Annotated in this window: 19 protein-coding genes and 2 pseudogenes; 10 read left to right on the forward strand and 11 right to left on the reverse strand. The window is 73.0% G+C overall.

Annotation, left to right across the window (positions count from 1 at the left end):
* Nucleotides 1–277: 277 nt before the first annotated feature.
* Complete coding sequence (locus TNCT1_RS20865) at nt 278–691, reverse strand: SRPBCC family protein (RefSeq protein WP_143634379.1); 414 nt, start codon at nt 689–691, stop codon at nt 278–280.
* A 252-nt stretch (nt 692–943) separates the two neighbouring features.
* Between TNCT1_RS20865 and TNCT1_RS20870 the strand changes: the two genes are divergently transcribed.
* Together TNCT1_RS20870 and TNCT1_RS20875 are read left to right on the forward strand one after the other, a co-directional pair.
* Complete coding sequence (locus tag TNCT1_RS20870) at nt 944–2,677, forward strand: LCP family protein (RefSeq protein WP_174266377.1); 1,734 nt, start codon at nt 944–946, stop codon at nt 2,675–2,677.
* Nucleotides 2,678–2,781: 104 nt separating this feature from the next.
* Nucleotides 2,782–3,474: a GAF and ANTAR domain-containing protein gene (locus TNCT1_RS20875; protein WP_143634382.1), complete on the forward strand. Its 693-nt coding sequence runs from the start codon at nt 2,782–2,784 to the stop codon at nt 3,472–3,474.
* A gap of 173 nt (nt 3,475–3,647) precedes the next feature.
* Here the strand turns inward: TNCT1_RS20875 and TNCT1_RS20880 are convergent.
* Nucleotides 3,648–4,073, reverse strand: a pseudogene (locus tag TNCT1_RS20880) (ATP-binding protein); the annotation flags it as partial.
* A 234-nt stretch (nt 4,074–4,307) separates the two neighbouring features.
* On the opposite strand from TNCT1_RS20880, the gene TNCT1_RS20885 reads away from it, so the two are divergent.
* Nucleotides 4,308–6,425: a SpoIIE family protein phosphatase gene (locus TNCT1_RS20885; RefSeq protein WP_143634385.1), complete on the forward strand. Its 2,118-nt coding sequence runs from the start codon at nt 4,308–4,310 to the stop codon at nt 6,423–6,425.
* Between the two features lie 23 nt (nt 6,426–6,448).
* Here TNCT1_RS20885 and TNCT1_RS20890 read toward each other — a convergent pair whose 3' ends face one another.
* The 3 genes from TNCT1_RS20890 to TNCT1_RS20900 all read right to left on the reverse strand — a co-directional run bounded on the left by TNCT1_RS20890 (nt 6,449) and on the right by TNCT1_RS20900 (nt 9,529).
* On the reverse strand, nt 6,449–7,339 hold the full coding sequence (locus tag TNCT1_RS20890) for a CAP domain-containing protein (protein ID WP_143634388.1): 891 nt from the start codon (nt 7,337–7,339) through the stop codon (nt 6,449–6,451).
* A 471-nt stretch (nt 7,340–7,810) separates the two neighbouring features.
* Nucleotides 7,811–8,098: a DUF1905 domain-containing protein gene (locus TNCT1_RS20895; RefSeq protein ID WP_143634391.1), complete on the reverse strand. Its 288-nt coding sequence runs from the start codon at nt 8,096–8,098 to the stop codon at nt 7,811–7,813.
* Between the two features lie 135 nt (nt 8,099–8,233).
* Nucleotides 8,234–9,529 (reverse strand): MFS transporter, encoded by a 1,296-nt coding sequence (locus tag TNCT1_RS20900; protein ID WP_143634395.1) that lies wholly within the window; start codon nt 9,527–9,529, stop codon nt 8,234–8,236.
* Nucleotides 9,530–9,586: 57 nt separating this feature from the next.
* Here TNCT1_RS20900 and TNCT1_RS20905 point away from each other — a divergent pair, with 57 nt between their 5' ends.
* Nucleotides 9,587–10,567, forward strand: coding sequence for an ArsR family transcriptional regulator (locus tag TNCT1_RS20905; protein ID WP_216856668.1), 981 nt, complete (start codon nt 9,587–9,589; stop codon nt 10,565–10,567).
* Between the two features lie 24 nt (nt 10,568–10,591).
* Here the strand turns inward: TNCT1_RS20905 and gap are convergent, their stop codons facing one another.
* The 3 genes from gap to TNCT1_RS35880 form a co-directional block, all read right to left on the reverse strand.
* On the reverse strand, nt 10,592–11,590 hold the full coding sequence (gene gap, locus TNCT1_RS20910) for a type I glyceraldehyde-3-phosphate dehydrogenase (RefSeq protein WP_143634397.1): 999 nt from the start codon (nt 11,588–11,590) through the stop codon (nt 10,592–10,594).
* Between the two features lie 102 nt (nt 11,591–11,692).
* Nucleotides 11,693–12,655: a GlxA family transcriptional regulator gene (locus tag TNCT1_RS20915; RefSeq protein WP_143634400.1), complete on the reverse strand. Its 963-nt coding sequence runs from the start codon at nt 12,653–12,655 to the stop codon at nt 11,693–11,695.
* 98 nt (nt 12,656–12,753) lie between these two features.
* A complete protein-coding gene (locus TNCT1_RS35880) occupies nt 12,754–12,909 on the reverse strand; it encodes a DUF6131 family protein (protein WP_174266378.1) in 156 nt (51 codons plus the stop codon).
* A gap of 356 nt (nt 12,910–13,265) precedes the next feature.
* Here TNCT1_RS35880 and TNCT1_RS20920 point away from each other — a divergent pair, with 356 nt between their 5' ends.
* From TNCT1_RS20920 to TNCT1_RS20935, 4 genes are all read left to right on the forward strand, one after another.
* On the forward strand, nt 13,266–15,080 hold the full coding sequence (locus tag TNCT1_RS20920) for an arabinofuranosidase catalytic domain-containing protein (protein WP_235902775.1): 1,815 nt from the start codon (nt 13,266–13,268) through the stop codon (nt 15,078–15,080).
* A gap of 341 nt (nt 15,081–15,421) precedes the next feature.
* Entirely contained in the window at nt 15,422–16,552 is a 1,131-nt protein-coding gene (locus tag TNCT1_RS20925) for a S8 family peptidase (RefSeq protein WP_143634617.1), read from the forward strand.
* Nucleotides 16,553–16,855: 303 nt separating this feature from the next.
* On the forward strand, nt 16,856–17,521 hold the full coding sequence (locus TNCT1_RS20930; protein ID WP_308789288.1) for a lamin tail domain-containing protein: 666 nt from the start codon (nt 16,856–16,858) through the stop codon (nt 17,519–17,521).
* 161 nt (nt 17,522–17,682) lie between these two features.
* On the forward strand, nt 17,683–18,792 hold the full coding sequence (locus TNCT1_RS20935; RefSeq protein ID WP_143634405.1) for a hypothetical protein: 1,110 nt from the start codon (nt 17,683–17,685) through the stop codon (nt 18,790–18,792).
* 57 nt (nt 18,793–18,849) lie between these two features.
* Here TNCT1_RS20935 and TNCT1_RS20940 read toward each other — a convergent pair whose 3' ends face one another.
* Nucleotides 18,850–20,004: a glutathione-independent formaldehyde dehydrogenase gene (locus tag TNCT1_RS20940; RefSeq protein ID WP_143634407.1), complete on the reverse strand. Its 1,155-nt coding sequence runs from the start codon at nt 20,002–20,004 to the stop codon at nt 18,850–18,852.
* 248 nt (nt 20,005–20,252) lie between these two features.
* Here TNCT1_RS20940 and TNCT1_RS20945 point away from each other — a divergent pair, with 248 nt between their 5' ends.
* Nucleotides 20,253–21,104 (forward strand): restriction endonuclease, encoded by an 852-nt coding sequence (locus TNCT1_RS20945; protein ID WP_143634409.1) that lies wholly within the window; start codon nt 20,253–20,255, stop codon nt 21,102–21,104.
* Between the two features lie 43 nt (nt 21,105–21,147).
* On the opposite strand, the gene TNCT1_RS20950 is transcribed toward TNCT1_RS20945, so the two are convergent.
* A complete protein-coding gene (locus TNCT1_RS20950) occupies nt 21,148–21,363 on the reverse strand; it encodes a hypothetical protein (protein WP_143634411.1) in 216 nt (71 codons plus the stop codon).
* A gap of 193 nt (nt 21,364–21,556) precedes the next feature.
* A pseudogene (locus tag TNCT1_RS20955) lies at nt 21,557–22,481 on the reverse strand (AAA family ATPase); the annotation flags it as partial.
* Between the two features lie 244 nt (nt 22,482–22,725).
* Between TNCT1_RS20955 and TNCT1_RS20965 the strand changes: the two are divergent.
* A complete protein-coding gene (locus TNCT1_RS20965) occupies nt 22,726–23,154 on the forward strand; it encodes an ATP-binding protein (RefSeq protein ID WP_143634413.1) in 429 nt (142 codons plus the stop codon).
* The last annotated feature ends 228 nt before the right edge of the window (nt 23,155–23,382 follow it).

Genomic DNA, 23,382 nt, shown 5'->3' on the forward strand with positions numbered 1-23,382 from the left:
CATGACGCGGGGGCGGGCGCCGAATCCGCCGCGCGTACATATACCCGCACGGCGCGCCGCATGCCTGGGGGAGCGGGCCGCGACGGGCCGCGACTGCGGGCGGCCGGGTCACCGGTCCCGCCGGGACGCGGCCGGCGGTGGGCCGCGCACCACGGCGGCGGGCACGGCCGGGCCGCGCACGACCGCGGCGGCCGCCCTCCGCGTCGTGCGGAGGGCGGGCGCCGCCCGGTCCGTGTCTGTCACCGGCCCCGCCGCTCGGCGGCCGGGGCGCGGCGGCTCACCCCGCCGCGTTGTCGACGCGCAGCCGCACCTGTTCCTCCAGACGCCGCAGGCTGTCGTCGAGCGCGTCGCACACCTGCCGCTCGCCCGGGTCGTGGCTCTGGTCGAAGAAGGACAGGTGCACGGTGACCTCGCTGGCACCGCTGCCGATCCCCGCGACCTGGAGCCAGCCCGCGTAGCCGCCCTGCTCGCGGGTGCCCCACTCGATGCGCATCTGGTCGCTCTCGGCGCGCATCAGGGCCGGCGTGTCCTGGCCGGTGTCGTCCTCGTGGACCGTGACGGCCGGGGGATCCTCGACGTGCACGTGCAGCTCACTGGGCAGCCAGGCGTCGAGCTGGCCGGCGTTGGCCGCCTGGTCGAAGACGTGCTCGGGCTGCGCGGGCATCGTGCGCGAACGCTCGTACTCGGACATCGGGACACCGCCCCTCCGGTCGGATGGCGTACCCCCGACGCGTGCCCTTTTTCGGGCGGTCGAAAAGCCCCGGTTCGCCCGGCTGCCGAGGCGCCCGGCGGCCCGTCTTGCCGATCTCTCACCTGTGAATTGCCCCAGGATATGTGCTGTTCGGCCCAGGGGTTTGTTAGATTTCGCAACCGAAGAAACCCAGGTGGAGCCGCCCGTGCGCCGGTCCGGCCTGCCGGGCCCGACCGTTCAGGGGAGTGGAAGATGAGCGACCCGTGGGACGGCCCGGGCGGGCAGGGCACGCGCAGCCGCACCGCCCGGGTGCCCGCACAGCGCGCCGACGAGGCGGACGGGGCGCCGCCGCCCGCCGGCGGCCGCGGCGCCGCCCGCAAGGCGGCCCGGGAGGCCGCCCGCCCCCGCCGCGGCACCCGGGCGCGACGGGCCACGCCGGTCGGGCGCGGCAGGCGGGCGCTGCGGATCGCCGGACTGTGCACGGCCCTCGGAGTGCTGGGCACGGCGGGCGTCGGCTGGTGGTTCTACCAGCATCTGAACGGCAACATCCACAGCGTCTCGCTGGACGGCAAGGGCGGCACCGAGAAGGCCGACGCGTTCGGCCGGACCCCGATCAACATCCTGGTCATGGGCTCGGACGGGCGCACCAGCAAGACGGACTGCAAGCTCGGCGGCGGCTGCTCGCGCACCGGCGTGCAGAGCGGCAGCAACGCGGACGTGGAGATGGTGGTGCACATATCCGCCGACCGCTCCAACGCCACCGTGATGAGCATCCCCCGCGACACCATGACCAAGGTCCCGGCCTGCGCGGACAGCGCGACCGGCCGGTCCACGGCCGGTTACTACGGCCAGATCAACAGCGCCCTGCAGTACGGCCCCGCCTGCCAGGTGGCCACCGTGCACCAGCTCACCGGCATCCCCATCGACCACTTCGTCAAGCTCGACTTCTCCGGTGTGGTGAAGATGTCCGACGCGGTCGGCGGAGTCTCCGTCTGCGTCACCGACGACGTCTACGACACCTACTCGCATCTGAAGCTGTCCCGGGGCAGCCACACCCTCAAGGGGGTCGCGGCCCTGGAGTTCGTCCGCTCCCGGCACGGGTTCGGCGACGGCAGCGACCTCGGCCGCACCATCTCCCAGCACATCTTCCTCGGCGCGATGATCCGCAAGTTCAAGAGCGCGGGCACGCTGACCGACCCCAGCGCGGTCTACGGACTCGCGGACGCCGCCACCAAGGCGCTGACCGTGGACGACGGCCTCGGCTCCGTGAAGAAGCTGATCGGTCTCGCCACCGACGTGAACAAGGTCCCCACCAAGCGGATGACCTTCACCACCATGCAGACCGGCGCCGACCCCGGCGACAGCAACCGGGTCGTGGTCGGCTCCGGCGCCAAGGCCCTGTTCTCCGCCATCGCCGGCGACCGGTCGCTGAGCACCGGCTCCGGGAAGAAGCCGGGGGCGGCCTCGGCGACCGCCGGGGCCAAGGCCACCGCCTCGGCCGTGCCCGCCTCCGACATCGCCGTCACGGTGCAGAACGGCACCGCGATCACCGGCCGCGCCTCCGTGGTCGCCGACGCCCTCACCGGCCAGGGCTTCGGCACCGGTACGACCACGGGCAACGCCCCGAGCCCGGCGGCCACCACCACACTGACCTACGGCGCCGGCCAGAAGGCCGAGGCCCGCACGGTCGCCGAGGCCCTGGGGCTGCCCGCCTCGCATCTGAAGCAGGGCGCGGGCGCCGGGCTCACCCTGGTCGTCGGCGCCGACTGGCCGAGCGGCGCCACCTGGCCCGGCGGTTCGCCGTCGGCCTCCTCGGCGCCGGCCGACACCGGCGCCGCGGTCTCCAACGCCCACGCGCAGACCGCCGACCAGGCCAAGACCTGCGCCAAGGTCAGCCCCTACAGGACCGTCAGCCTCAACGGCGTCCCGATGACACCGGCCCAGGCGTACGCCGCGGCGCGCGGCAAGCCGGACTCCGACGGCTGAGCCGTGGCACGGGCTCCGCCGCGCCCGGCGCGGGGCGAGGACGCGGAGCCCGCGGTGTCGGCGCTAGTGTTGATCGAACCGGTGAGCGAGACGGGTGGTGGCGGATGGAGTGGCGGGAGTACGCCGAGGCGATGGCCCGGCTCGCCAGGGACCTGCTGGAGCAGGACTCGGTACAGGCGACGCTGGACTCGATCTCCGCGGCGGCGGTGGACCTCGTCGAGGGCTGTGAGTCGGCGGGCATTCTCGCGGTGCGCAAGGGCAGAGCGATCACCCTCTCCGCCACGGACGACGTGGTCCGTGAGTGCGACCGGGTGCAGGGGAAGCTGGGGGAGGGGCCGTGCTTCGACCTGGCCCGGCGCAAGAGCGGCGACCGCGTGTACCGCATCCCCGACATGGCCGCCCCCCAGCCCGGCTGGAAGGCCTTCGCCGCGGCGGCCCGCGAACTCGGCGTGTGCAGCATGACGGGAGTGCTGCTGTACACGGACCAGGAGGACTTCGGGGCGCTGAACCTGTACAGCTCCCGGCCCGGGGCCTTCGGCGAGGACATCGAGACGGCCGGCTGGCTGCTGGCCTCGCACGCCGCCGTGGCGCTGGCCAGCGCACGCACCATCGACCAGCTGGAGCACGGGCTGGAGAGCCGGCACGCCATCGGAGAGGCCATGGGCATCCTGCGCGAGCGCCACAAGCTCAGCGAGGAGGACGCCTTCCAGGTGCTGCGGCGCATCTCGCAGGAGCACAACGTCAAGCTGCGTGACGTCGCCCAGCGGGTGCGCGAGGACCGGCCCGGGCCGGGCTGACCGGCCGCGGGCGGAAGTGTCGTCCGTTCCTGGGGTGGTCCGTCGTGTCTCGGTGGTGGTCCGTTCGGCGGGTCGGCGCGCGTCCGCGTCCGCGGCGCCCGGTGCAGCGGAACAGGGTCCGCCGTCGCCTCCTGGCCGCGCGCGCCGGGCAGCAGGAGCTGGACGTCGACCTGCTTGCCGTCGTCGTGGGCCGTCACGGAGAGGGTGTGGCTGATCGCCTTGACGATCTCGAGCCCGTGGCCGCCGATCCGCTGTCCGTCGCGGGACCTGACCTCCGGCAGCCGGCGGGAGGAGTCCCACACCGTGATCCGCAGGCGCTCGCTGTCGCGGGACACCTCGAGGGCGAGCCCACATGGTCCTGACGTGTGCATTACGACATTGGTGATCAGTTCGCTGACCACCAGTTGCGTGTCCTGTACCACGCGGTCGGGGACGGGAATGCGGCCGGTGGCACGGACACGGTCGAGAAAGCGCTCCGCCGCTGCGCGGGCCTGAGCGGCGCTGATCGCACCGCTGTCCCAGGTGTTGTCCCACCGCAGCGGGGCGTCCCCGTTCCGTTCCGGTCCATCCGATGCCTTCTGCCTAAGCGGGATGGCCATGAAATGCCTCAGTCGTCAATGGTTGCGTTCGCTGATCTGAAACAGTCGGCTACCCAGAAGCCGGAACGCTAGCCGTCATCCGGCCCACCAGTGTCGTCGACGTAGGCCGCACATCCGGACGATGAGCAATATTGGCGACATGTCTACTCTTGTCGGTGTGAACGGTCCGTCGGCGGGCAGCCGATGGTCCGGAAGGTTGACGACGACTTCACTCTGCTTGTCAGCGGAGGCGCTATGCGGCCCGGTCCCCATGAGGGCGGCGCCCTGGACGAGGCGCTCGGGTCGGCGCTGACCGGCGTGGTGCGCCGCACCGGCGCGTCGATCGGCGGTCTGTTCCTGACCGAGGAGCCGCGGGGGGTGCTGCGCATGGTGGCCGTCTGCGGTGTGCCGCAGGAGTTCACCGCGCCGTGGCGGCGCCTTCCGCTCACCGCCCCCGCGCCGCTCACCGAGGCGGTCCGCGAGCACCGCATGGTGTGGATCTCCGGCCACGACGAGATGGCGCTCCGCTATCCGCGCACCGCGGCCGTGCTGCCCTACCGGTTCGCGCTCGCCGCGATCCCCCTGGTCGGCGCCCGCCGCTGCTGGGGCGGCCTGGTGCTGCTGTGGCCCGACGAGCGGGCCCGCGCCGCCTCGGCGCGCGAACGCGGCCACCTCACCGCCAGCGCGCACCAGCTCGCCCGGCTGCTGGACGACCTGCCCGGGCCGCCGCACCTTCCCGAGCTGCCCCGCGTCCTGCGTGTCGAAACCGAGCGCCACCCGCTGGTGACCGGCATGGCCGCGGCCGACTTCCTCGAACGCCTCCCCGAGGGCGCCGTCTCCCTGGACCTGGAGGGCCGCGTCACCTTCGTCAGCACCGCGGCCGCCCGGCTGCTCGGCCGCCCGGTGCGGGAACTGCTAGGGACCCGGCCCTGGCAGTCCCTGCCGTGGCTGGACGACCCCGTCTACGAGGACCGGTACCGCACGGTCGTCGTCAGCCGGACGCCCGCCTCGTTCGACGCACTGCGGCCGCCGGACCAGTGGCTGACGTTCCGGCTCCACCCGGACGCCAGCGGCATCAGCGTGCGTGTCCTCGCGGGCCGCGAGCAGGACGCCGAGCCGGCGGCGCCGCCGGTGCGCCGGGCCGCACCGGCGCCGACCGGACGGCTCTACCAGCTGGTGCACCTCGCGGCCGCGCTCACCGAGATCGTCACCGTGAAGGACCTCGTCGCCCTCGTCACCAGCCAGGTCCTGCCCGCCTTCGGCGCCCAGGGCATGATCCTCTCCGCCTTCGACGCCGGCCGGCTGAGCATCGCCGGCCACCACGGCTATTCCGCCGAGGCCGTGGAGCGTCTGGACGCGCTCCCGCTGGACACCGAGCTGACACCGGCCGGCGAAGTCCTGTCGGCCGGCGTCCCCGCCTTCGTCTGCAGCCCGGCCGAACTGGCCCGCAGCCACCCCGAGGCGGTCCGGATCAGCGGCAAGCAGGCGTGGGCGTTCCTGCCGCTGGTCGTCTCCGGCCGCCCGGTCGGCTGCTGCATCCTCTCCTACGACCGCCCGCACGACTTCAGCGCCGACGAGCGCGCCGTGCTCACCTCACTGGCCGGCCTGGTCGCCCAGGCGCTGGACCGCGCCGGCCTGTACGACACCCAGTACCGCCTCGTCCACGAACTCCAGCAGGCGCTCCTGCCCAGCACCCTGCCCCCGGTGCCGGGTCTGGAGGTCGCCGCACGCTATCTGCCGGCTGGGCACGGCCTGGAGGTGGGCGGGGACTTCTACGACCTGCTGCGCCTGGACGACGGCACCGCCGCGGCCGTCATCGGCGACGTGGAGGGGCACAGCGTCGCCGCCGCCGCGCTCATGGGACAGGTCCGCACCGCCGTGCACGCCCACGCGACGGCGGGTGCGGCGCCGGACCAGGTCATGGCCCGCACCAACCAGCTCCTCGTGGACCTGGACTCCGAGCTGCTCGTCGCCTGTTTGTACGTGCAACTCGACCTGACCGGGCACCGGTTGCTCCTCGCCAGCGCCGGTCACGTGCCGCCGCTGATCCGGTCCGGGCCAGGGCGCGCGGGGACGCTGGACGTGGAGCCGGGGCCGCTGCTGGGCATCGGCTCCCGGGTCCGCTACCCCGTCACCGCCGCCGCGCTGCCCGCGGGCGCGATCCTCGCCCTGCACACGGACGGACTGGTGGAGCGGCCGGGCGCCGACGTCGCGCGGACCACCACGGAGCTGGCCGCCCACCTCGCCGGCGCCGACGACGGTGACCTCACGGACCTGGCCGACAGCCTCGTCCGGCACGCCTGGCCGGGCGGCCGCCGCACCGACGACGTGACCGTGCTGCTGCTGAGGGCCCTGGGCGGCCCGGAGAGGTGAGGCCCGACCGCGGAGACTCGTACCTAGCGAGCGGTGCCGAAGTCCTGGGTCCAGTAGCTGCCGGGCTGCGCGAGACCGACGCCGATCTCCTTGAACGCGCAGTTGAGGATGTTGGCCCGGTGGCCGGGGCTGGACATCCAGCCCGCCATGACCTGCTCAGCGGTGGAGTAGCCGTACGCGACGTTCTCGCCGTACGAGCTCCAGGCGTAGCCGGCGCTCGTGATCCGGTCGCCGGGGGCGGACCCGTCGGATCCGGTGTGCGACATGTTCTGGTGGGCGGCCATGTCCTGGCTGTGCGCCTGCGCCGCCTTGGTGAGCGTCGCGTTCAGGGTCAGCGCGGAGCAACCGACCTTGCCCCGCTCGGCGTTGACCAGCTCCAGGATGCGGGCGGCGACACCGGAGGCCGTGGCGGTGGGCTGCGGGGAGGCCGGCGGCGCGGTGATGGCCGGCGCGGTGCCGGCCGTGGACGCCGGCGCGGTGGTGGCGGTGGGCGCAGGCGCGGTGGTGGCGGTGGGGGCCGGCTTGGGCGTGGTCCGGGGCGCGGCGGCGCGGGCCGGGTGAGCGCTGGGGGACACCTTGACGGTGTGCCGGTGCGCCTGCTTGTGCTTGTGCGCCGGCTTCGACGCCGGCTTCGGCTTGTGCGAAGCGGCCGCCGGAGTGCCCGGCGCGGTCGTGTCCGGCGTCTGCGACGGCAGCCAGCTAGGCGCGATGCCGCCGTCGCCGTGCCAGTAGTGCTGCCCGTAGCCGTCGTAGGGGCTCTGGGCGGCGGCGTCCTGTACGGCGACGGGACGGCTGCTTGCGCCGTTCGGCCACTCGCCGCAGGCCATGGCTATGGACGGCACTCCTACGGCGCCCACGGCGACCGCAGCGATGACCACCCGCCGGTGACGCTGCTTCTTGCGATGCTCTCCCATTGCGTGACCTCACTCGCTGGTCGTTGCGCGCCCCGGTGTCGGCCGACGCGCCGCGGACTCCGCTCCCGACCTGCGGGAACGCCTTGCGGATGGTCATTCTTAGGAAGCCTTCACACAGCATGCAAAGAGGCGTTCGTACTACCGCGCCTAGTAGACCGGTGCGGCCCTTGCCAAGGGGTGGCGGGCGTGCAGGACCGGCCGGCGCCGGCCGCACCGGCTCCCGGCGCACCGTCAGAAACCCTGCTGTGCCCCGTGAACGCGGATCGCGGCCGCCCGGGCGTGGCCGCCTGCGGCCGGGTCTGATCCACTTCCACACCAAGGCGGACAAATCCCATATGTCACCGGAGCGGTGTCTACTATCCCCGACGCTCAGATCGCGGGCGAGCTGTGAGGGATGTCACGGAACCATTGCTTCCGCTTGTCGTCCGGGCGCCAGGACCCGGCGGCGGCCGGTCCGGCCGGTCCGGTCGGTCAGAGGCGCACGGTCATCGTCACGCTCACGTCGTCTCCCGCCGACAGACCCTGCGGCGCGCGGACGGCCTTCTTCAGCGGCAGCAGATAGCCGCCGTCCTTGGGGAAGAGCGACGTGGAGAAGGCGCGGCCGCCGATCCGGGCGTCGACCGGGATCACGCCCCAGCCGTATGTGGCAGCCGAGGCGATCTGCCGGATGTCGGCGCACTCCTCCTCGGGCACGGCGACGAAGTAGAACGGTGACGGCCCCCGCCACTCGACGATCCGGCCTTCGAAGGCAAGTTCCATACGGAGAACTCCAGTTGACCGGGCGGGGACGGCTCGCCGTCAGCGTACCCGCCGGGCGGGGCCCCGTCCGCGCCGCGGGTGATCCGGGGCGCCGGACCGGGGCCGCGCCGCCGGCGGGGCGGGGGTCAGGCCGGTTCACCCCCGCCAGGCGCCGTCCCGCTGGGCCCAGCGCACGGCCGGCGCGACACAGAGCCCGGCGAGGGCGAACACCGCGCCGAGCACCGCCCAGCCCAGCGCGCCGTGGGCGATCGCGGTGACGGTGACCAGGGCCGGTCCCGCCATCATCCCCGCCGAGGCTCCCGCGCCGAACACTCCCTGGTAGACGCCGTGCGCGCGGGCGTCGGCGAGTTCGTAGCCGAGGGTCCAGCCGCCGGCCGCGGACAGCACCTCGGCGAAGACCTGCACCACCGCCCCGGCCGTCAGCGACAGCACGGCCCACACCGGGGAGAGGCCCGCGGACAGCGCGTACACCGCGCAGGCCGCGGCCAGCAGCAGCCCCGACCAGCCCATCGCCCGTACCGCCGTGGGCACCCGGGAGGCACGCCGGGCGACCCGCACCTGGAGCACGGCCACCAGCGCACAGTTGACGATCATCAGCAGGGCCGCCGTCCAGCGCGGCGCCGTGGTGCGTTCCACGATCCACAGCGGCAGCCCCACCTCGGACAGCGTGTACTGCGCCACCAGCACCGCGTTGAGCACCGTCACCGCCAGGAACGGCAGGTCGCGCACCGCCCGCCAGCCCTCGCCCGCCGGAGCCCCGGCGGCCGGAACGGCACGCTCACGCGCGTGCGGCGCCAGTGGCAGCCGGGGCAGCAGCAGGGCGGGTCCCGCGAACGACAGCGCGTTGAGCGCGATCACCGTCAGGTAGGCCCCCCGCGTGTCGACCTGCAGGGCGACCGCGCCCAGCGCGCCGCCCGCACCCATCCCGACGTTGGTCACCATCCGCAGGTACGCGCGCGCCTCCACCCGGGTGGCCGGCGGCAGCACGTCCGCGTACAGCGCCCCCTGCACCCCGCGGCTCGCCATCTGCAGACCCGTCGCGCAGATCACCGCCACGAGGAAGCCGGCGTACGACCCCACGAGGACGTACGAGGCGGTGGCGATCCCCGTGCCGCCCCACAGCAGGGCCCCGACCCGTCGCGCGCCCCACCGGTCCGCCGCCCGTCCGGCGGGCACCCCGGCGGCCACGCCCACCAGGCCCGCGACCGTCATCCCGAGCCCGACCGCAGTCGCGTCCAGGCCGACGATGCGCGTGAAGTAGAGCACGCCTAGGGGGAAGTACAGTCCGTTGCCGAGGGAGTTGACGGCGGTCAGCACGGTGGCCAGCCGCAGCACCGGGTCGGCCGGCAGTAGTCCGCCCGCCCGGGTCGCCCGTCCGGGCGGTGAACCGCCGTTCTCGTCAAGGGCCTTCGGAAGTGGTGTGGTGGTCATGCCGGACAGCCAACCCCGCACCCGGCCCGGTCCGACAATGATTTAGCGTGGCGCTCAATGATCGAGTTCCGCTTCGCCGTCGGCGACCTGGCCACCACCTCCTTCGCCTACTCCCCGCTGCAGGAGGCGGTGTTCTCGCTGCGCTGTCTGCACGACCCCGCCCGGTACCCGCACCACCGGCCGTGGCTGCGCCGCATCCGTCCGCTCCTGGAGCGGCTGGACCGCGAGGTGCTCACCGTCCTGGTCGCCCCCTGGCTGTGGGTGCCCGACTTCCTCACCCCGCGCCCGGCGCGGGCCCGGCCGGTCTTCGAGCGGGAACTCGACGAGGTCCGCCGTACGCCGCCGGACGTCGTCGCCGCCGACTTCCGGGCCACCTACCGGGAGGACACCCTCCCGCCGGTCGTCGCCCGGGGCCTGGCCGACCCGGCGGCCTTCCTCGCCCGGCTCGCCGGAGCCCTCGACGCGTACTGGCGCACCTGTCTGGCCGACGCGTGGTGGCCGCGTGCGCAGAGCATCATGGAGGCCGATCTCGCCCACCGGGCGGGGGTGCTCGCGGAACAGGGCGCGGCCGCCCTTTTCGCCGGTCTCGACCCGCAACTCGTCTGGACCGGAGACCAGTTGAGGCTGCACCGGGAGGGCGACACCGCCCCCTGGCCGTCGGCCGACATCCGCATCGCGGGACGCGGCATGGTGCTGATGCCTACGCTCTTCGCGCGCGGCGCCCAGACGATGATCGACGCGACACGACCGCCGCTCCTGGTCTATCCGGCCCGCGGCCGTGCCACCCTCTCCGAGACACCGCCCCCGGTCACCGGCCGCGCCCTGGTCCGGCTCCTCGGCCGCCCCCGCGCCCGGCTGCTGTGCCTGCTCGCCGAACCGGCGTCCACGACCGAACTCGCCCACCGGCTGGGCGTCACCCCGGGCGCCGTCAGCCAGCACCTGGCCGTCCTCTACGACGCGGGCCTGCTCAGCCGGACCCGCAGCGGCCGCACCGTCCGCTACCGGCGCACGCCGCTGGGCGACGAGCTGTGCCGGTAGCGGACGGCCGCGCCGGGCCAGCGGTCAGCCGGCGGCGAGCAGTTCCAGCGTGTCGATCACACGGTTGGAGAAGCCCCACTCGTTGTCGTACCAGGCGACCACCTTGACATGGCGTCCGTCGACCCGGGTGAGGGCCGAGTCGAAGACGGACGAGGCCGGGTTGCCCGTGATGTCGGAGGACACCAGCGGGTCCTCGGAGTACTCCAGGACGCCTGCCAGCGGCCCCTCGGCGGCGGCCCGGTACGCGGCCAGCACCTCGTCGCGCGTCACGTCGCGCGCGACGGTCGTGTTCAGCTCGACGATCGAACCGACCGGAACCGGCACCCGGATGGAGTCGCCCGACAGCTTGCCGTCCAGGTTCGGCAGCACCAGGCCGATCGCCTTCGCGGCGCCCGTCGTGGTGGGCACGATGTTGACGGCCGCGGCCCGGGCCCGGCGGGCGTCGCGGTGCGGGCCGTCCTGCAGGTTCTGCTCCTGCGTGTAGGCGTGCACCGTCGTCATGAAGCCGTGCTCGATGCCCGCGAGTTCGTCCAGCACCGAGGCCAGCGGGGCGAGCGCGTTGGTCGTGCAGGAGGCGTTGGAGACGATGGTGTGCCGGGCCGGGTCGTAGGCGCCGGTGTTCACCCCGAACGCGAGCGTGACGTCCGCGCCGTCCGACGGCGCGCTCACCAGCACCTTGCGCGCTCCCGCCGACACGTGGGCGTGGGCGGCCTTGGCGGAGGTGAAGCGGCCGGTCGCCTCCAGCACGATGTCGACACCGAGTTCGCCCCACGGCAGCCGCTCCGGCTCGCGCTCGGCCAGCACCCTGATCCGGCGGCCGTCCACGACCAGGGCGTCGCCGTCGGCGGTCACCGGGCGGCCGAGCCGGCCGGCGGTCGTGTCGTAGGCGAGCAGGCGTGCCAGCGTGGCGGGCTCGGTGAGGTCGTTGACGGCCACGACCTCCAGGTCGCCGCCGCGCTCCAGCAGGGCGCGCAGCACGTTGCGTCCGATGCGGCCGAAACCGTTGATGGCGATACGAGTCATGAGTGGTGTCCCTTCGTCCGCCACCAGGGTCGCGGACGGCGGCGGACCCTGACAGCGACTGGATCGCCACGGTTCGCAAGGATCGCGCCAGCGGGCGGCGCGCTACTCGCCGCGCGTGAAGGTGCGCCGGTACTCGCTCGGCGTGGTGCCGAGGACCTGCTGGAAGTGCAGCCTCAGGTTCGCGCCGGTACCGAGACCGACGTCGGCGGCGATCTGCTCGACGCCCCGCTCCGAACGCTCCAGCAGCTCGCGCGCCAGGTCGACGCGGGCCCGCATCACCCACTGCATCGGGGTGTACCCGGTCTCCTCGACGAAGCGGCGGGAGAACGTGCGCGGGGACACCGCCGCGTGTCTGGCGAGCACGTCCAGGGTGAGCGGCCGGCCGAGCCGGTGCAGCGCCCACTCGCGGGTGGCCGCGAACCGCTCGCCGAGCGGCTCGGGCACGCTGCGCGGCACGTACTGGGCCTGGCCGCCGCTGCGGTAGGGCGCCGCGACCAGACGCCGGGCCGCGTGGTTCGCCGGGGCCACCCCGAGGTCGCGGCGCAGGATGTGCAGGCACAGGTCGATGCCGGAGGCCGCGCCGGCCGATGTCAGCACACCGCCCTCGTCGACGAAGAGCACGTTCTCGTCGACCCGGACCAGCGGATGACGCGCGGCCAGCGCCCTGGTGTAGTGCCAGTGGGTCGTGGCACGCCGGCCGTCCAGCAGGCCGGTCGCGGCGAGCGCGAAGGCCCCCGTCGAGATCGCGGCCAGCCGCGCGCCCCGCTCATGGGCGCCGAACAGCGCGTCGACCACGGCCGGCGGCGGGTCCTCGCGGTCCGGGGACCGGTAGCCCGGAATGAAGACGCTCTGCGCCCAGTCGAGCGCCTCCAAGCCGTGTGCGACGTGGTACGACAGGCCGTCACCGCCGGTCACCAGACCGGGCGCCGCCCCGCACACCCGCACCTCGTACGGCATGCTCGCGCGGGTCGTGAACACCTGCGCGGGGATGCCCACGTCCAGCGGTTTCGCGCCCTCCAGGACGAGGACGGCGACACGGTGCGGCTGCGGGGGTGAGGCGGACACGGTCAGCAGAGTACGCGGACCCGCGCAGGCGGCCGGCCCGCCGGGCCTCAGGCCGGGCGGGCCGGTCAACGTGACCACCCCGGGGACGAGCCCCGGTCCTACCAGTAGTGCCGGCGCCCCGCGACCGCGTGCCCCATGGAGCCGAGGATCCAGAGGACCGCGCCGATCACCAAGAGGATGATGCCGATGGTCCACAGGATGGAGATCCCCGTGAGGAAACCGACGATGAGCAGGATGACTCCGAGGGCGATCATGACGTGCCTCCTGACGAAGTAACGCTCCTACCCCTTCGTGTGCCCCGAAGCGGCGCATCAAGCCATCCGAAGAAGCAACAATTCAGGACAGGTCCAAAACTTTAAATAAGTCTGAAGCAACAAATCTTGACGTCATCGACCGCGCTTCGTACGTTCCGCAACGGCCGCAGCGAAAGACGAACTCGGCTGACACCCCACCTTGTTGGCAGCACGTCCCGTCCTTCGAGGAGCAGACGATGCGCGGAGAGAGATCCAAGGTCACCAGATCCGGGCCCCGAGAGGGGCACGGGCCCGGAACCGAAAACGAAACCACAACCGGCACCGGGTCCCGGCCGCCGCGAAGCCCGTACGCACGCGTGCGGTCCGTGCTCGCCGTCCTGGCACTCGTGCTCGGCGCCCTGGCGGGTCTGAGCGGGCCGGCCGAGGCCGCCGGCTCGCAGCCCTGCGACATCTACGGCGCGGCCGGCACCCCGTGCGTCGCCGCGCACAGCACGGTGCGCGCGCTGTTCGGGGCCTACAACGGTCCTCTGTACCGGGTCACCCGGGCGTCGGACGGCGCCGCCGCCGACATCGGACTGCTCGCGCCGGGCGGCTACGCGGACGCCGGGCGGCAGGACACCTTCTGCGGCGGCACCACCTGCCGTATCACCAGGATCTACGACCAGAGCGCACGCCACAACGACCTCACCCCGGGACCCGCCGGAACCGCCGGCATGGGCGCCGACCGGGGTGCGGACGCCGGTGAGATCGCGGTCACCGCGGGCGGCCACAAGGTCTACGGCGTGTGGATCTCGCCCGGTGTCGGATACCGCTACACCGGCGTGGCCTCGGGCGTCGCGGTGAACGGACAGCCCGAGGGCGCCTACATGGTGGCCAGCGGCACCCACGTGGGCTCGGCCTGCTGCTTCGACTACGGCAACGCCGAGAGCACACCCGCCGACACCGGCAACGGCCACATGGACGCGGTCAGCATCGCGACCACGTGCTACTTCGCGCCGTGCACCGGTTCGGGGCCCTGGGTCGAGGCCGACCTGGAGAACGGCATGTTCCAGGGCGACAACGGCTCCAACACCGCCAACCGCGGCAACGCCGGCGCCTACGTCACGGCCGTGCTGAAGAACGACGGGCAGACCAGATACGCCCTGAAGGGCGGCAACGGCCAGTCCGGCGCGCTGACCACGTGGTGGGACGGCGCCCTGCCCTCCCGCGGGGGCTACCGGCCGATGCACCAGGAGGGCGGCATCATCCTCGGCACGGGCGGCGACAACAGCAACTGGAACATGGGCACGTTCTTCGAGGGCGTGATGGTCGCCGGCTATCCGACCGACGCGGCCGAGAACGCCGTGCAGGCCAACATCGTCGCGGTCGGCTACTCCGGCCGGACGGACCTGCCCAACGGCCCGCAGGGCACGGTCACCGGGCCCGGCGGCAAGTGCGTCGACGTCGCGGCGGACGACACCGGCGTCAACGGCGCCGCCGTACAGCTCTGGGACTGCCAGTCGTACGCGGAGGACCAGTTCTGGACGCACAACCCCGACGGCTCGCTCGGCACGCTCGGCCGGTGCCTGGACATCAACGGCAACGGCACGGCGAACGGCACGAAGGTCCAGCTGTGGGACTGCGACGGCGCCGGCGGCCAGAAGTGGGTGCAGCAGACGGACGGCTCGCTGCTCAACCCGCAGTCGGGCCGCTGCCTCGACTCGCCGAGCGGCGCCACCGCCAACGGCACCCGGCTGCAGATCTGGGACTGCAACGGCGCCTCCGCCCAGAAGTTCTCCGTCGACGGCGGCGCGCCCGTCGCCGGGCCCGGGGGCAAGTGCGTCGACGTCGCGGCGGACGACACCGGTGTCAACGGCGCCGCCGTACAGCTCTGGGACTGCCAGACCTGGGCGGTCGACCAGCACTGGTTCCACCGCTCCGACAACTCCCTGGGCACACTGGGCCGTTGTCTGGACGTCGAGGGCAACGGCACGGCGAACGGCACGAAGGTCCAGCTGTGGGACTGCGACGGCGCCGGCGGCCAGAAGTGGGTGCAGCAGACGGACGGCTCGCTGCTCAACCCGCAGTCGGGCCGCTGCCTCGACTCGCCGAGCGGCGCCACCGCCAACGGCACCCGGCTGCAGATCTGGGACTGCAACGGATCGGCGGCGCAGAAGTTCCGGCTGGGCTGAGTGCACATCGTGTGCGGAAAGAGTCACAAAGACTCCGCCGGTGTTGTTTGTTGCTTTCAATCACCGCAGTGAGCTGCGGTGATGTCCGTGGGTTCCGTCGTGGGCGGGGGGATCCGGTGGAGGTGTGTGCGGGAGCCGCTTCGCTCCCGCACACACCGGGGTGATCTGTGCGTGACAACTAGGCACGCTCCGAGTCGCACCGGCCTTCGCCGCCGGTGAGTCCCCCCACCAACCCCCCACACGCGACGAGGAGACCCCTCTTGACGTCCCATCAGCACCGCTTGGGCAAGGCGAGGATCGCCACCGCGATCGCCTCCGTCACGGCCGTCGTCGGCACCGCCATGGCCGTGTCGCCCACCGCTCACGCCGAACGCCCCGCCGAGGGAACCGTCTTCGGGCTGCACGGCCGAGGGGCGGTCGCCGGCAGCTACATAGTCCTGCTCGACGGCAAGGCGTCCCGGGCGCGCAAGGCCGACCTGGCGGAACAGTACGGCGGTGAACTCGGCCGCAGCTACGGATCGGCGGTCGACGGGTTCTCGGCCACGAGCCTCACCGAGACCGAGGCCAAGCGGCTGGCCGCCGACCCCGAGGTCGCCACCGTGGTCCAGAACAAGAAGTTCCACATCACCGCCACCCAGGACGCCCCGCCGTCCTGGGGCCTGGACCGCATCGACCAGTCCGGCACCGTGGGCGACCACGAGTACACCTATCCCGACAAGGCCGGGGAGGGCGTGACCGCGTACGTCATCGACACCGGCGTGCGCATCAGCCACAAGGACTTCGGGGGCCGCGCCTCCGACGGCTTCGACGCCGTCGACAACGACGACAGCGCCGCCGACGGCAACGGCCACGGCACCCACGTCGCCGGGACCATCGCCGGGACCGCCCACGGCGTGGCCAAGAAGGCCAGGATCGTCGCCGTCAGAGTCCTCGACGACAACGGCTCGGGCACCACCGAGCAGGTCGTGGCCGGCATCGACTGGGTGACCAAGAACCACAAGGGCCCCTCCGTCGCCAACATGAGCCTCGGCGGCGGCGCCGACCCGGCTCTCGACGCGGCGGTCAGCAAGGCCGTCGCCGCCGGAGTCACCTTCGCGGTGGCGGCCGGCAACGAGTCCACGGACGCCGGGAACAGCTCGCCCGCCCGGGTGCCCGAGGCCCTCACCGTCGCCTCCAGCACCGACGCCGACGCGCAGTCCGACTTCTCCAACTACGGCTCCGTCGTCGACCTGTACGCGCCGGGATCCGACATCACCTCGGACTGGAACGACAGCGACGAGGGGACCAAGACGATCTCCGGCACCTCCATGGCCACCCCCCATGTCACCGGCGCCGCCGCCGTCTACCTCGCCGGCCACCCGGACGCCACACCGGCCCAGGTCGCCACGGCCCTGACCGGCGGGGCGACCGCCGACAAGATCACCAACCCGGGCAGCGGAACCGCCAACAAGCTGCTGAAGGTGACCGAATAGCGACACCCACCGGCGGCCCGGCGACCGTTCGCCGGGCCGCGGTCCTGCCCGGCGACCGTTACTCACTTTCGGGTGAGACAGGGGCGGCGAACCGGGCCGGGACGTGTCGGACAGCACTCTTGGCACCATTCACCGCATTAATGGACATTGCATCCAAGAGTCACGGAAATGTGCGTGAACCGTAACGGACTCCGTGTGTCCGCCGGTGATGCGGCCCGCGACGAGCACGGTGTGGCTGTGCGGCCACCCGGCCGCCACCCGCACAACCCTGAGAAGGGGGACACCTTGTCCGCTTCTGTCATCGTGACCGCACGTCGTGTCGCTGCCGCCACCGTCGCCGCGGCGGCCGTCGTGGGTGCGGCGGCACTGCCGGCCTCGGCCGCCGACCACGGCCGTTCGCCGCGCGCACAGGTCGTCATCAGCGCCGTGCAGCACGGCTCCCACGTCCGCGACGCCCGCGCCCTGAACAGAGAGTGGGTCGAACTCACCAACGAGGGCCGCCGCGACGTCAACCTGAACGGCTGGACGCTGTCCGACGCGGACGGTCACACCTACGTCTTCCGCTACTACCGGCTCGAGGGCCATGAGACGGTCCGCGTCCACACCGGGACCGGCCGGGACCGCTTCGGAGACGTCTACCAGGACCGTGGTCGCCAGGTGTGGGACAACAACGACACCGCGACCCTGCGCGACAACCACGGCCGCTACGTCGACTCCGCCTCCTGGGGCAACGACCGCCACGGCCGCTGGGGCGGCGGCCACCGCTGGGGCGGCGACGACCGCCGCTGGGACGACCGCCGCGACGACCGCCGCTGGGACGACCGCCGGGGCGACCACCGCTGGGACGACCGCCGCGGCGAGCACCGCTGGGACGACCGTGACCACCGCGGTGACCGCCGTGACAACGACCGCGACCACCGGGGCGACCGCCGTGACAACGACCGCGGCCCCCGCGGCGACCGCCGCTGACCCGGCCGACGACGACAACCGCTGATCCGGCACACAGGACGCCCGGCGGCGCGCCACTCACACGAAGTGGCGCGCCGCCGCCCGCCGTTTTCCGACGAATAGCCGTATTGCCCCACCGGGCCGGCTCCAGCACACTGTGCGTTGACCCGGGGGAGGGGTTCATGGCCGAGCCGGCGAACCGATTACGAGAGCAGCTCGCGGAGTTCATCGTCCAGCAGCGCAGGCTGGACCGAGCGGCCGCCTGGGGTGAGCCGATACCCGCCCGGCTCGCCGACGCGACACAACTGCTGCGATCCGCCAGATCCCTGCTGACCAGCGCCGAGCACACGATCCGACAGGGCCCCGAGCCGGCCGAGGGGATCGGCGCCGAGGAAGCGTGCACCTGCCTCGCCATCGTCGTACCCAGCCTTCTGGCTTCCGTGGGGTACGAGGATCCGCCGCCGCCCACCTTCACCGGGATCCTGGCCGACCTGACCGCGGCCCGCGACACCCTCGGCAGTTCGAGCGCCGGGGATGCCAGGGCCGAAGCACTGGAGTGCCTCGACCGCATCATCGATCTTGTCGGGGAGGAAGCGGAGAAGGCCCTGGCGGGCGAGGTGCCCGACCACTGGAGGCTGCGCCTGCGAGGAGCCGTCCGGGTGTCGCGGGCGCTCATCCCGCACGTGGCCACCACCACGGCCATCGCTCTGGTCTCCAGCGGCTCGGGCGGCCCGTTCACCGCGGCGCTGTCGACGGTGGGAACGTCGATCGCGGCCCTGCTGCTGCCCACCGCGCGGAGTCTGCGGGACCTGTTCCAGCCTCCCGAGCTCCGGCCGTCCGTCGTCGCTCTGCACAGGACGGCGGCGGAGACGGCCATGCGGCAGGGGGAGGACCTGCTCGCCGCGATGGGAGACGGCGACGACGAGACCGCCCGGCACTGGGCGGAGCAGGCACATGCCGCCGCCCTCCTCCATCTGCGGGTGCTCGCGGACGTGCCGGGTGAGAGCACGCTGCAACTGACCTTCGACGTGGCCGACCTCGGCGCGAAACTCCATCCGCGACGGGACGGGCGGTCCGTCGGACGGGTACAGCGCATCCAGGGGCGGCGGACGGCCGGCATCCGGCCCCCCGGGGCGACGGACGGCGCGGAACCCCCGGAGGAGCCGATGCCCGGCATCCGGCCCCCCGAGGAACCGAGACCCGGATCGCCGAACGCCGCGTCCACCCCTCCGTCTGTTCGTCGCCCAGCAGGAGTTCGCCGACGAGGCGGGATCGGCTTCGGCGGCGATTGAACCGGACGCGCGGGGCCCGGACGCCGCGTCGGCGTCCGGGCCCCGGCTCCTGTCGTGTCACGCCGCGAGCGCGTGGCCCGGGTGCAGTACGACCTTCGTGTAGCCCTCGATCCGTTTGTCGAACTTCTCGTACGCTCCGGGCGCGTCCTCGAGGGGCAGTTCGTGCGAGACCACGAAGCTGGGCTTGGCCCGCCCGGCCATGATCATGTCGCGCAGCTGGCGGTTGTACCGCTTGACGTTGCACTGGCCGGTGCCCATCTGCTGGCCCTTCTCGAACATCCGGCCGATGGAGACCAGCAACTGGCCGTGCTTGGCGTGCTCGTCGGGCGCGCCCGGGTCGGACGGCACGTACAGGCCGGGCACGCCGAGCATGCCGGTGGGACGCACCGTCTCGACGAGGGTGTTGAGGACGACGGCGGGCTCCTCGTGACCGACGTCCTTGTGGGACGAGGCCTGGTAGCCGACGGCGTCCACGCCCTTGTCGGTCCCCTCGCCCGCGGTCTGCTCCTTGATCTGCTCGGCCGGGTCACTCTTGGTGAAGTCGATGGGGATGGCCCCGATCTCCTCCGCCTTGGCGAGCCGCTCGGGCACCCGGTCGACCGTGAACACCTTCGAAGCGCCGCGCAGCAGCGCCGAGTAGGCGGCCATCAGGCCGACCGGACCGGCGCCGAACACGGCCACGGACTCACCGGGCGACACCTGCGCCAGCTCGCAGCCGTGGTACCCGGTCGGGAAGATGTCGGCGAGCAGCACGAAGTCCGTCTCGAACTCCTCGCCCGGCGGCAGCTTCAGGCAGTTGAAGTCGGCGAACGGGACGCGCAGCCGCTCCGCCTGGCCGCCGAGGTAGGGGCCCATCGCGACGTAGCCGTACGCGCCGCCCGCGAACCCCGGATTCACCGTCAGGCAGAACCCGGTCTTGCCGGCGAGACAGTTCTTGCAGAACCCGCAGGCCACGTTGAACGGCATCACCACCCGGTCGCCCTGGGACAGGGAGGCCACGCCGCTGCCGACCTCCTCGACGATGCCGAGGTTCTCGTGGCCGAAGACGATGCCGGCTTGCGCGGCCGTACGGCCCTCGTACATGTGCAGGTCGGACCCGCAGATCGCGCTCGACGTGACCCGTACGATCACGTCGTTCGGGTGCTGTATCTGCGGATCGTCGACGTCCTTCACCGTCACGTTGAACGGCTTCTCATAGACGACGGCTTTCACCTTCGGTCACCTCCGCGTCGAACGCCGGACGGCGGCGGCGACGGGCCGCTCCGCAGGGCACCCGGACAGGCGCGCCCGCGTCCGCGCCCCACGAAGTCCTCGCCGCGCTGCTGAACACTTCCAGCATTCGCCCGCCCGGCCCGATCCGCAAAGGCACGCCCCGGCGGCCGCCAACCACCGGTGAAACCGGCGATCTTGGGCACGCGTAGCCGGGTGATCTTCGTCGTCTCCACGGAGGGAAGCCCAGCATGACCGTCCCCGCGCGCCCTTTCCGCCCCGTCGACCGTGACCGGCGGCGTTTCGACCTGCGCACCACCGCCCTCTTCTTCGTCCTGCTCGCGATCATCCTGTGTGTCATGGCGTTCGTCGCCCGCACCGCGGTCGACATCGTCGAACGCCGTCCGCTCTGGGCCGGCGTACTGGCGGTGGTGAGCCTCGCGGCGGTGCTGACGGGCAGGTCCCGGTGGCGGCGGCTGTCCGTCGCGAGATGTGCGCGCCGGGCCACCGAGACCCTGGAGGCGGCGGCCGAACGGGCGTCCGACACGCTGCGCGCCCCGGAACCGGCCGGGCCGGCGGCGGCCGCGCCGGCGGCCGCCCCGGGCGCGGCCGGCGGCACCGGACCGGTGCCGGCGTACGCCCCCACCGAGCCGTTCGTGCCCGGCGGCGAGGAGGCGACCGTCCCGCTCGACGACGTGATCGAGGTCGACCACGCCGAGCTCGATCCGGACGCCTTCGAGCAGGCGATAGCCGACCTGTGCGTACGCGACGCCTGCCGGCAGGTGGAAGTGGTGGGCGGGGCGGGCGACTTGGGCGCGGACGTCCTGGCGGTCACCCCGGACGGCCGGCGCCTGGTCATCCAGTGCAAGCGCTACGGCGACACCAACAAGGTCGGCTCGCAGGACATGCAGCGCTTCGGCGGCACCTGCTTCACCGTCCACGAGGCCGACATAGCGGTGGTCGTGACGACGAGCGACTTCACGGCGCCGGCCCTGGAGTACGCCCAGCAGTGCGGCATCCTGTGCGTCAACGGCCTGGAGCTGACCGCCTGGACGGAGGGCACCGCCCCCTGCCCCTGGGACCTGGCGGAGCCTGCCGCCTGAGGGGAGCGGCGGCGCGCATCGCCGTGCCCGGGAGCGTCCTCGGCTACTCGGTCCCGGACTCCATGACGCGGCGGGCCGCCTCGGCCTCCGCGGCCGCCGGGGACAGCTCGTCGAGGGTGTCGAGTTCGGTGTCCGCGTCCAGCTCCCGCTCCCAGGCCGCGGCGAGCCGCTCCTGCTCCTCGCGGGGTCTGGCGGACACGGCCTCCCGGTGCTCCGGGTCCAGGGCCGCCAGGAAACGCCCGACCGGGTCCGTCGGCATACCGTGCTCCTTGTTCGCCGGGAAGGGGGCAGCTCGCCCTCCAGCATGGCGGGCGGCTCCCGCGCCCGCCGCGAGACACGGCCCGCGACCACCCTGATGGCCCCGCCGCCCCGCCGCCCCGCCGCCCCGCCGCTCCGGAGCCGCCCCAGCGAAGCCCCCCGCCCCGGAGCCGCCCCGTTCGCGGCCGGCCGGCTCAGGAACCCGTGAGGACCACGAGTCGCCCGGTCGCCCTGGTCATCGCGACATAGCGGTCCACCGCGCCCTCGACGCCGTCGCCGAACGCCGCCGGTTCGACCAGGACCACCAGATCGAACTCGAGCCCCTTCGCCAGCTCCGGAGTCAGCGACCGCACGCGGGACGTCGCCGGAAAGGCCGGATCTCCGATGACGCACGCAGCCGTCGGCGTGGGCGGCGAGCCAGGTGGCGAGGACCGCGTCGAGGTCCGCCCTGCGCCCGTGCGCGACCGGAACGCCGTTGCCGCGGACGGAGACCGGCACGTTGGCGTCCGGCAGCACGGCCCGGATCACCGGCTCGGCCTCGGCCATGATCTCCCGCGGCGTGCGGTAGTTGATGCTCAGGGAGGCCTCCTCGATGCGGTCGAACCCGACCCGTTCCAGCCGCTCCCGCCAGGACTCGGCGAACCCGTGCCGGGCCTGCGCCCGGTCCCCGACGACGGTGAAGCTCCGCGACGGGCACCGCAGCAGCAGCATCTGCCACTGCGCGTCGGTCAGTTCCTGGGCCTCGTCCACCACGATGTGCGCGAACGGCCCGGCGAGCGGGTCGGGTTCGGTGGTGGGCAGCTCCGACTCGTCCACCAGGTTCCGCCGGAGGTCGGCCCGGCGCAGCTGCGTCACCAGTCCCTCGCCGTCGTCGTCCGCCTCGATCAGGCTGTCGGCCACCTGCGCCATGCGTGCGCTCTGGGCGGCGAGCGCGGCCTCCTGGCGACGCCTGAGCCGCGGCGCCTCCGGATCGCCGAGCCGCTGCCGTGCCGCGTCCAGCAGCGGCAGGTCGGACAGCGTCCAGGCCTGGGCGTCCGCGCGCTGCAGACCGCGGACCTCCTCGCGGCTGAGCCAGGGCGCGCACAACCGCAGGTAGGCGGGGACCGACCACCGGCTACCGGCTCGGCACCTTCATCACCACCATGCGCGACGCCGCGAAAGCCGGCCGCCTCGAGCCGGAGTGGACGGCCGAGCTCGACGCGCTGGGCATGATCTGGGACAAGCACGACGCCGCCTGGCGCGCCCGCCGACTACCACCGCATGCACGGTCACCTCGCCGCCCCTGCCACCATCCCCGTCGGCGCCTGGCTCGCCGAACAACGCCACCTCGCCACCAGACACGAACTGGCCACCGCCCGCGCCCCTGCAAGCCACCGTGGCCCTGGGCGGGGACGATACGGTGATCGCCCAGGCCTGTCACCTGGCCGTCGGCTTCTTCACCCGCGTGCAGGCCGACCACGGCCTGCCGGTCTCGCAGCGCGCCATGGATCTGACCCAGCTGGTGGTCAGTGAGCTGGTCACCAACGCCCGCAAGAACGCTCCCGGCCCGATCCTGCTGGACCTTCGCATCACCGGCGACACGGTCGAGGTCGTGGTGTGGGACTCCGACCCGGTGCTCCCCGTCGCCCGGGCCGCGGACGTCGGCCGGGTCGGGCAGCACGGCCTGGAGATCGTCATGGCCGTCGCGCAGGCTTTCGAAGCGCAGCGGGAGCCGGTCGGCAAACGCATCACCGTCCGTATAGCCCTGCTGGACGACCCCGCGGGCGCCATTGCTGGCCGCCGCCCCCTGTAACGGCAGGCCGCACCCCCGCCGCCCGTGAGACCATCCGCGTCGACGGCGAGAGTGACGGCTTGAGTGTGCAGGCCGGCGCTCGGGGACAATGCTGGTTACGGGCACCTGCAGGAAAAAGGAGCTGGGACTGGCTCAGTGAGTGGGCGCTGAGCCCCGACCGAGGTCGGAACCCAGCGCCTTCTCATTTCTGGTCTGCCCTTCGGGCCCTTTGCTCTTCAAGCCAAAGGC

The organism is Streptomyces sp. 1-11, assembly GCF_007176755.1.
Taxonomy (GTDB): Bacteria; Actinomycetota; Actinomycetes; order Streptomycetales; family Streptomycetaceae; genus Streptomyces.

Bases quoted from the DNA above. Each gene is read 5' to 3' on its own strand.
- TNCT1_RS20945 (WP_143634409.1), top strand. From the start codon at position 20,253: ATGACCGTCCCCGCGCGCCCTTTCCGCCCCGTCGACCGTGACCGGCGG.
- TNCT1_RS20905 (WP_216856668.1), top strand. From the start codon at position 9,587: ATGATCGAGTTCCGCTTCGCCGTCGGCGACCTGGCCACCACCTCCTTC.
- TNCT1_RS20885 (WP_143634385.1), top strand. From the start codon at position 4,308: ATGCGGCCCGGTCCCCATGAGGGCGGCGCCCTGGACGAGGCGCTCGGG.
- gap (WP_143634397.1), bottom strand. From the start codon at position 11,590: ATGACTCGTATCGCCATCAACGGTTTCGGCCGCATCGGACGCAACGTG.
- TNCT1_RS20950 (WP_143634411.1), bottom strand. From the start codon at position 21,363: ATGCCGACGGACCCGGTCGGGCGTTTCCTGGCGGCCCTGGACCCGGAG.
- TNCT1_RS20890 (WP_143634388.1), bottom strand. From the start codon at position 7,339: ATGGGAGAGCATCGCAAGAAGCAGCGTCACCGGCGGGTGGTCATCGCT.
- TNCT1_RS20900 (WP_143634395.1), bottom strand. From the start codon at position 9,529: ATGACCACCACACCACTTCCGAAGGCCCTTGACGAGAACGGCGGTTCA.
- TNCT1_RS35880 (WP_174266378.1), bottom strand. From the start codon at position 12,909: ATGATCGCCCTCGGAGTCATCCTGCTCATCGTCGGTTTCCTCACGGGG.
- TNCT1_RS20870 (WP_174266377.1), top strand. From the start codon at position 944: ATGAGCGACCCGTGGGACGGCCCGGGCGGGCAGGGCACGCGCAGCCGC.
- TNCT1_RS20895 (WP_143634391.1), bottom strand. From the start codon at position 8,098: ATGGAACTTGCCTTCGAAGGCCGGATCGTCGAGTGGCGGGGGCCGTCA.
- TNCT1_RS20925 (WP_143634617.1), top strand. From the start codon at position 15,422: ATGGCCGTGTCGCCCACCGCTCACGCCGAACGCCCCGCCGAGGGAACC.
- TNCT1_RS20865 (WP_143634379.1), bottom strand. From the start codon at position 691: ATGTCCGAGTACGAGCGTTCGCGCACGATGCCCGCGCAGCCCGAGCAC.
- TNCT1_RS20935 (WP_143634405.1), top strand. From the start codon at position 17,683: ATGGCCGAGCCGGCGAACCGATTACGAGAGCAGCTCGCGGAGTTCATC.
- TNCT1_RS20875 (WP_143634382.1), top strand. From the start codon at position 2,782: ATGGAGTGGCGGGAGTACGCCGAGGCGATGGCCCGGCTCGCCAGGGAC.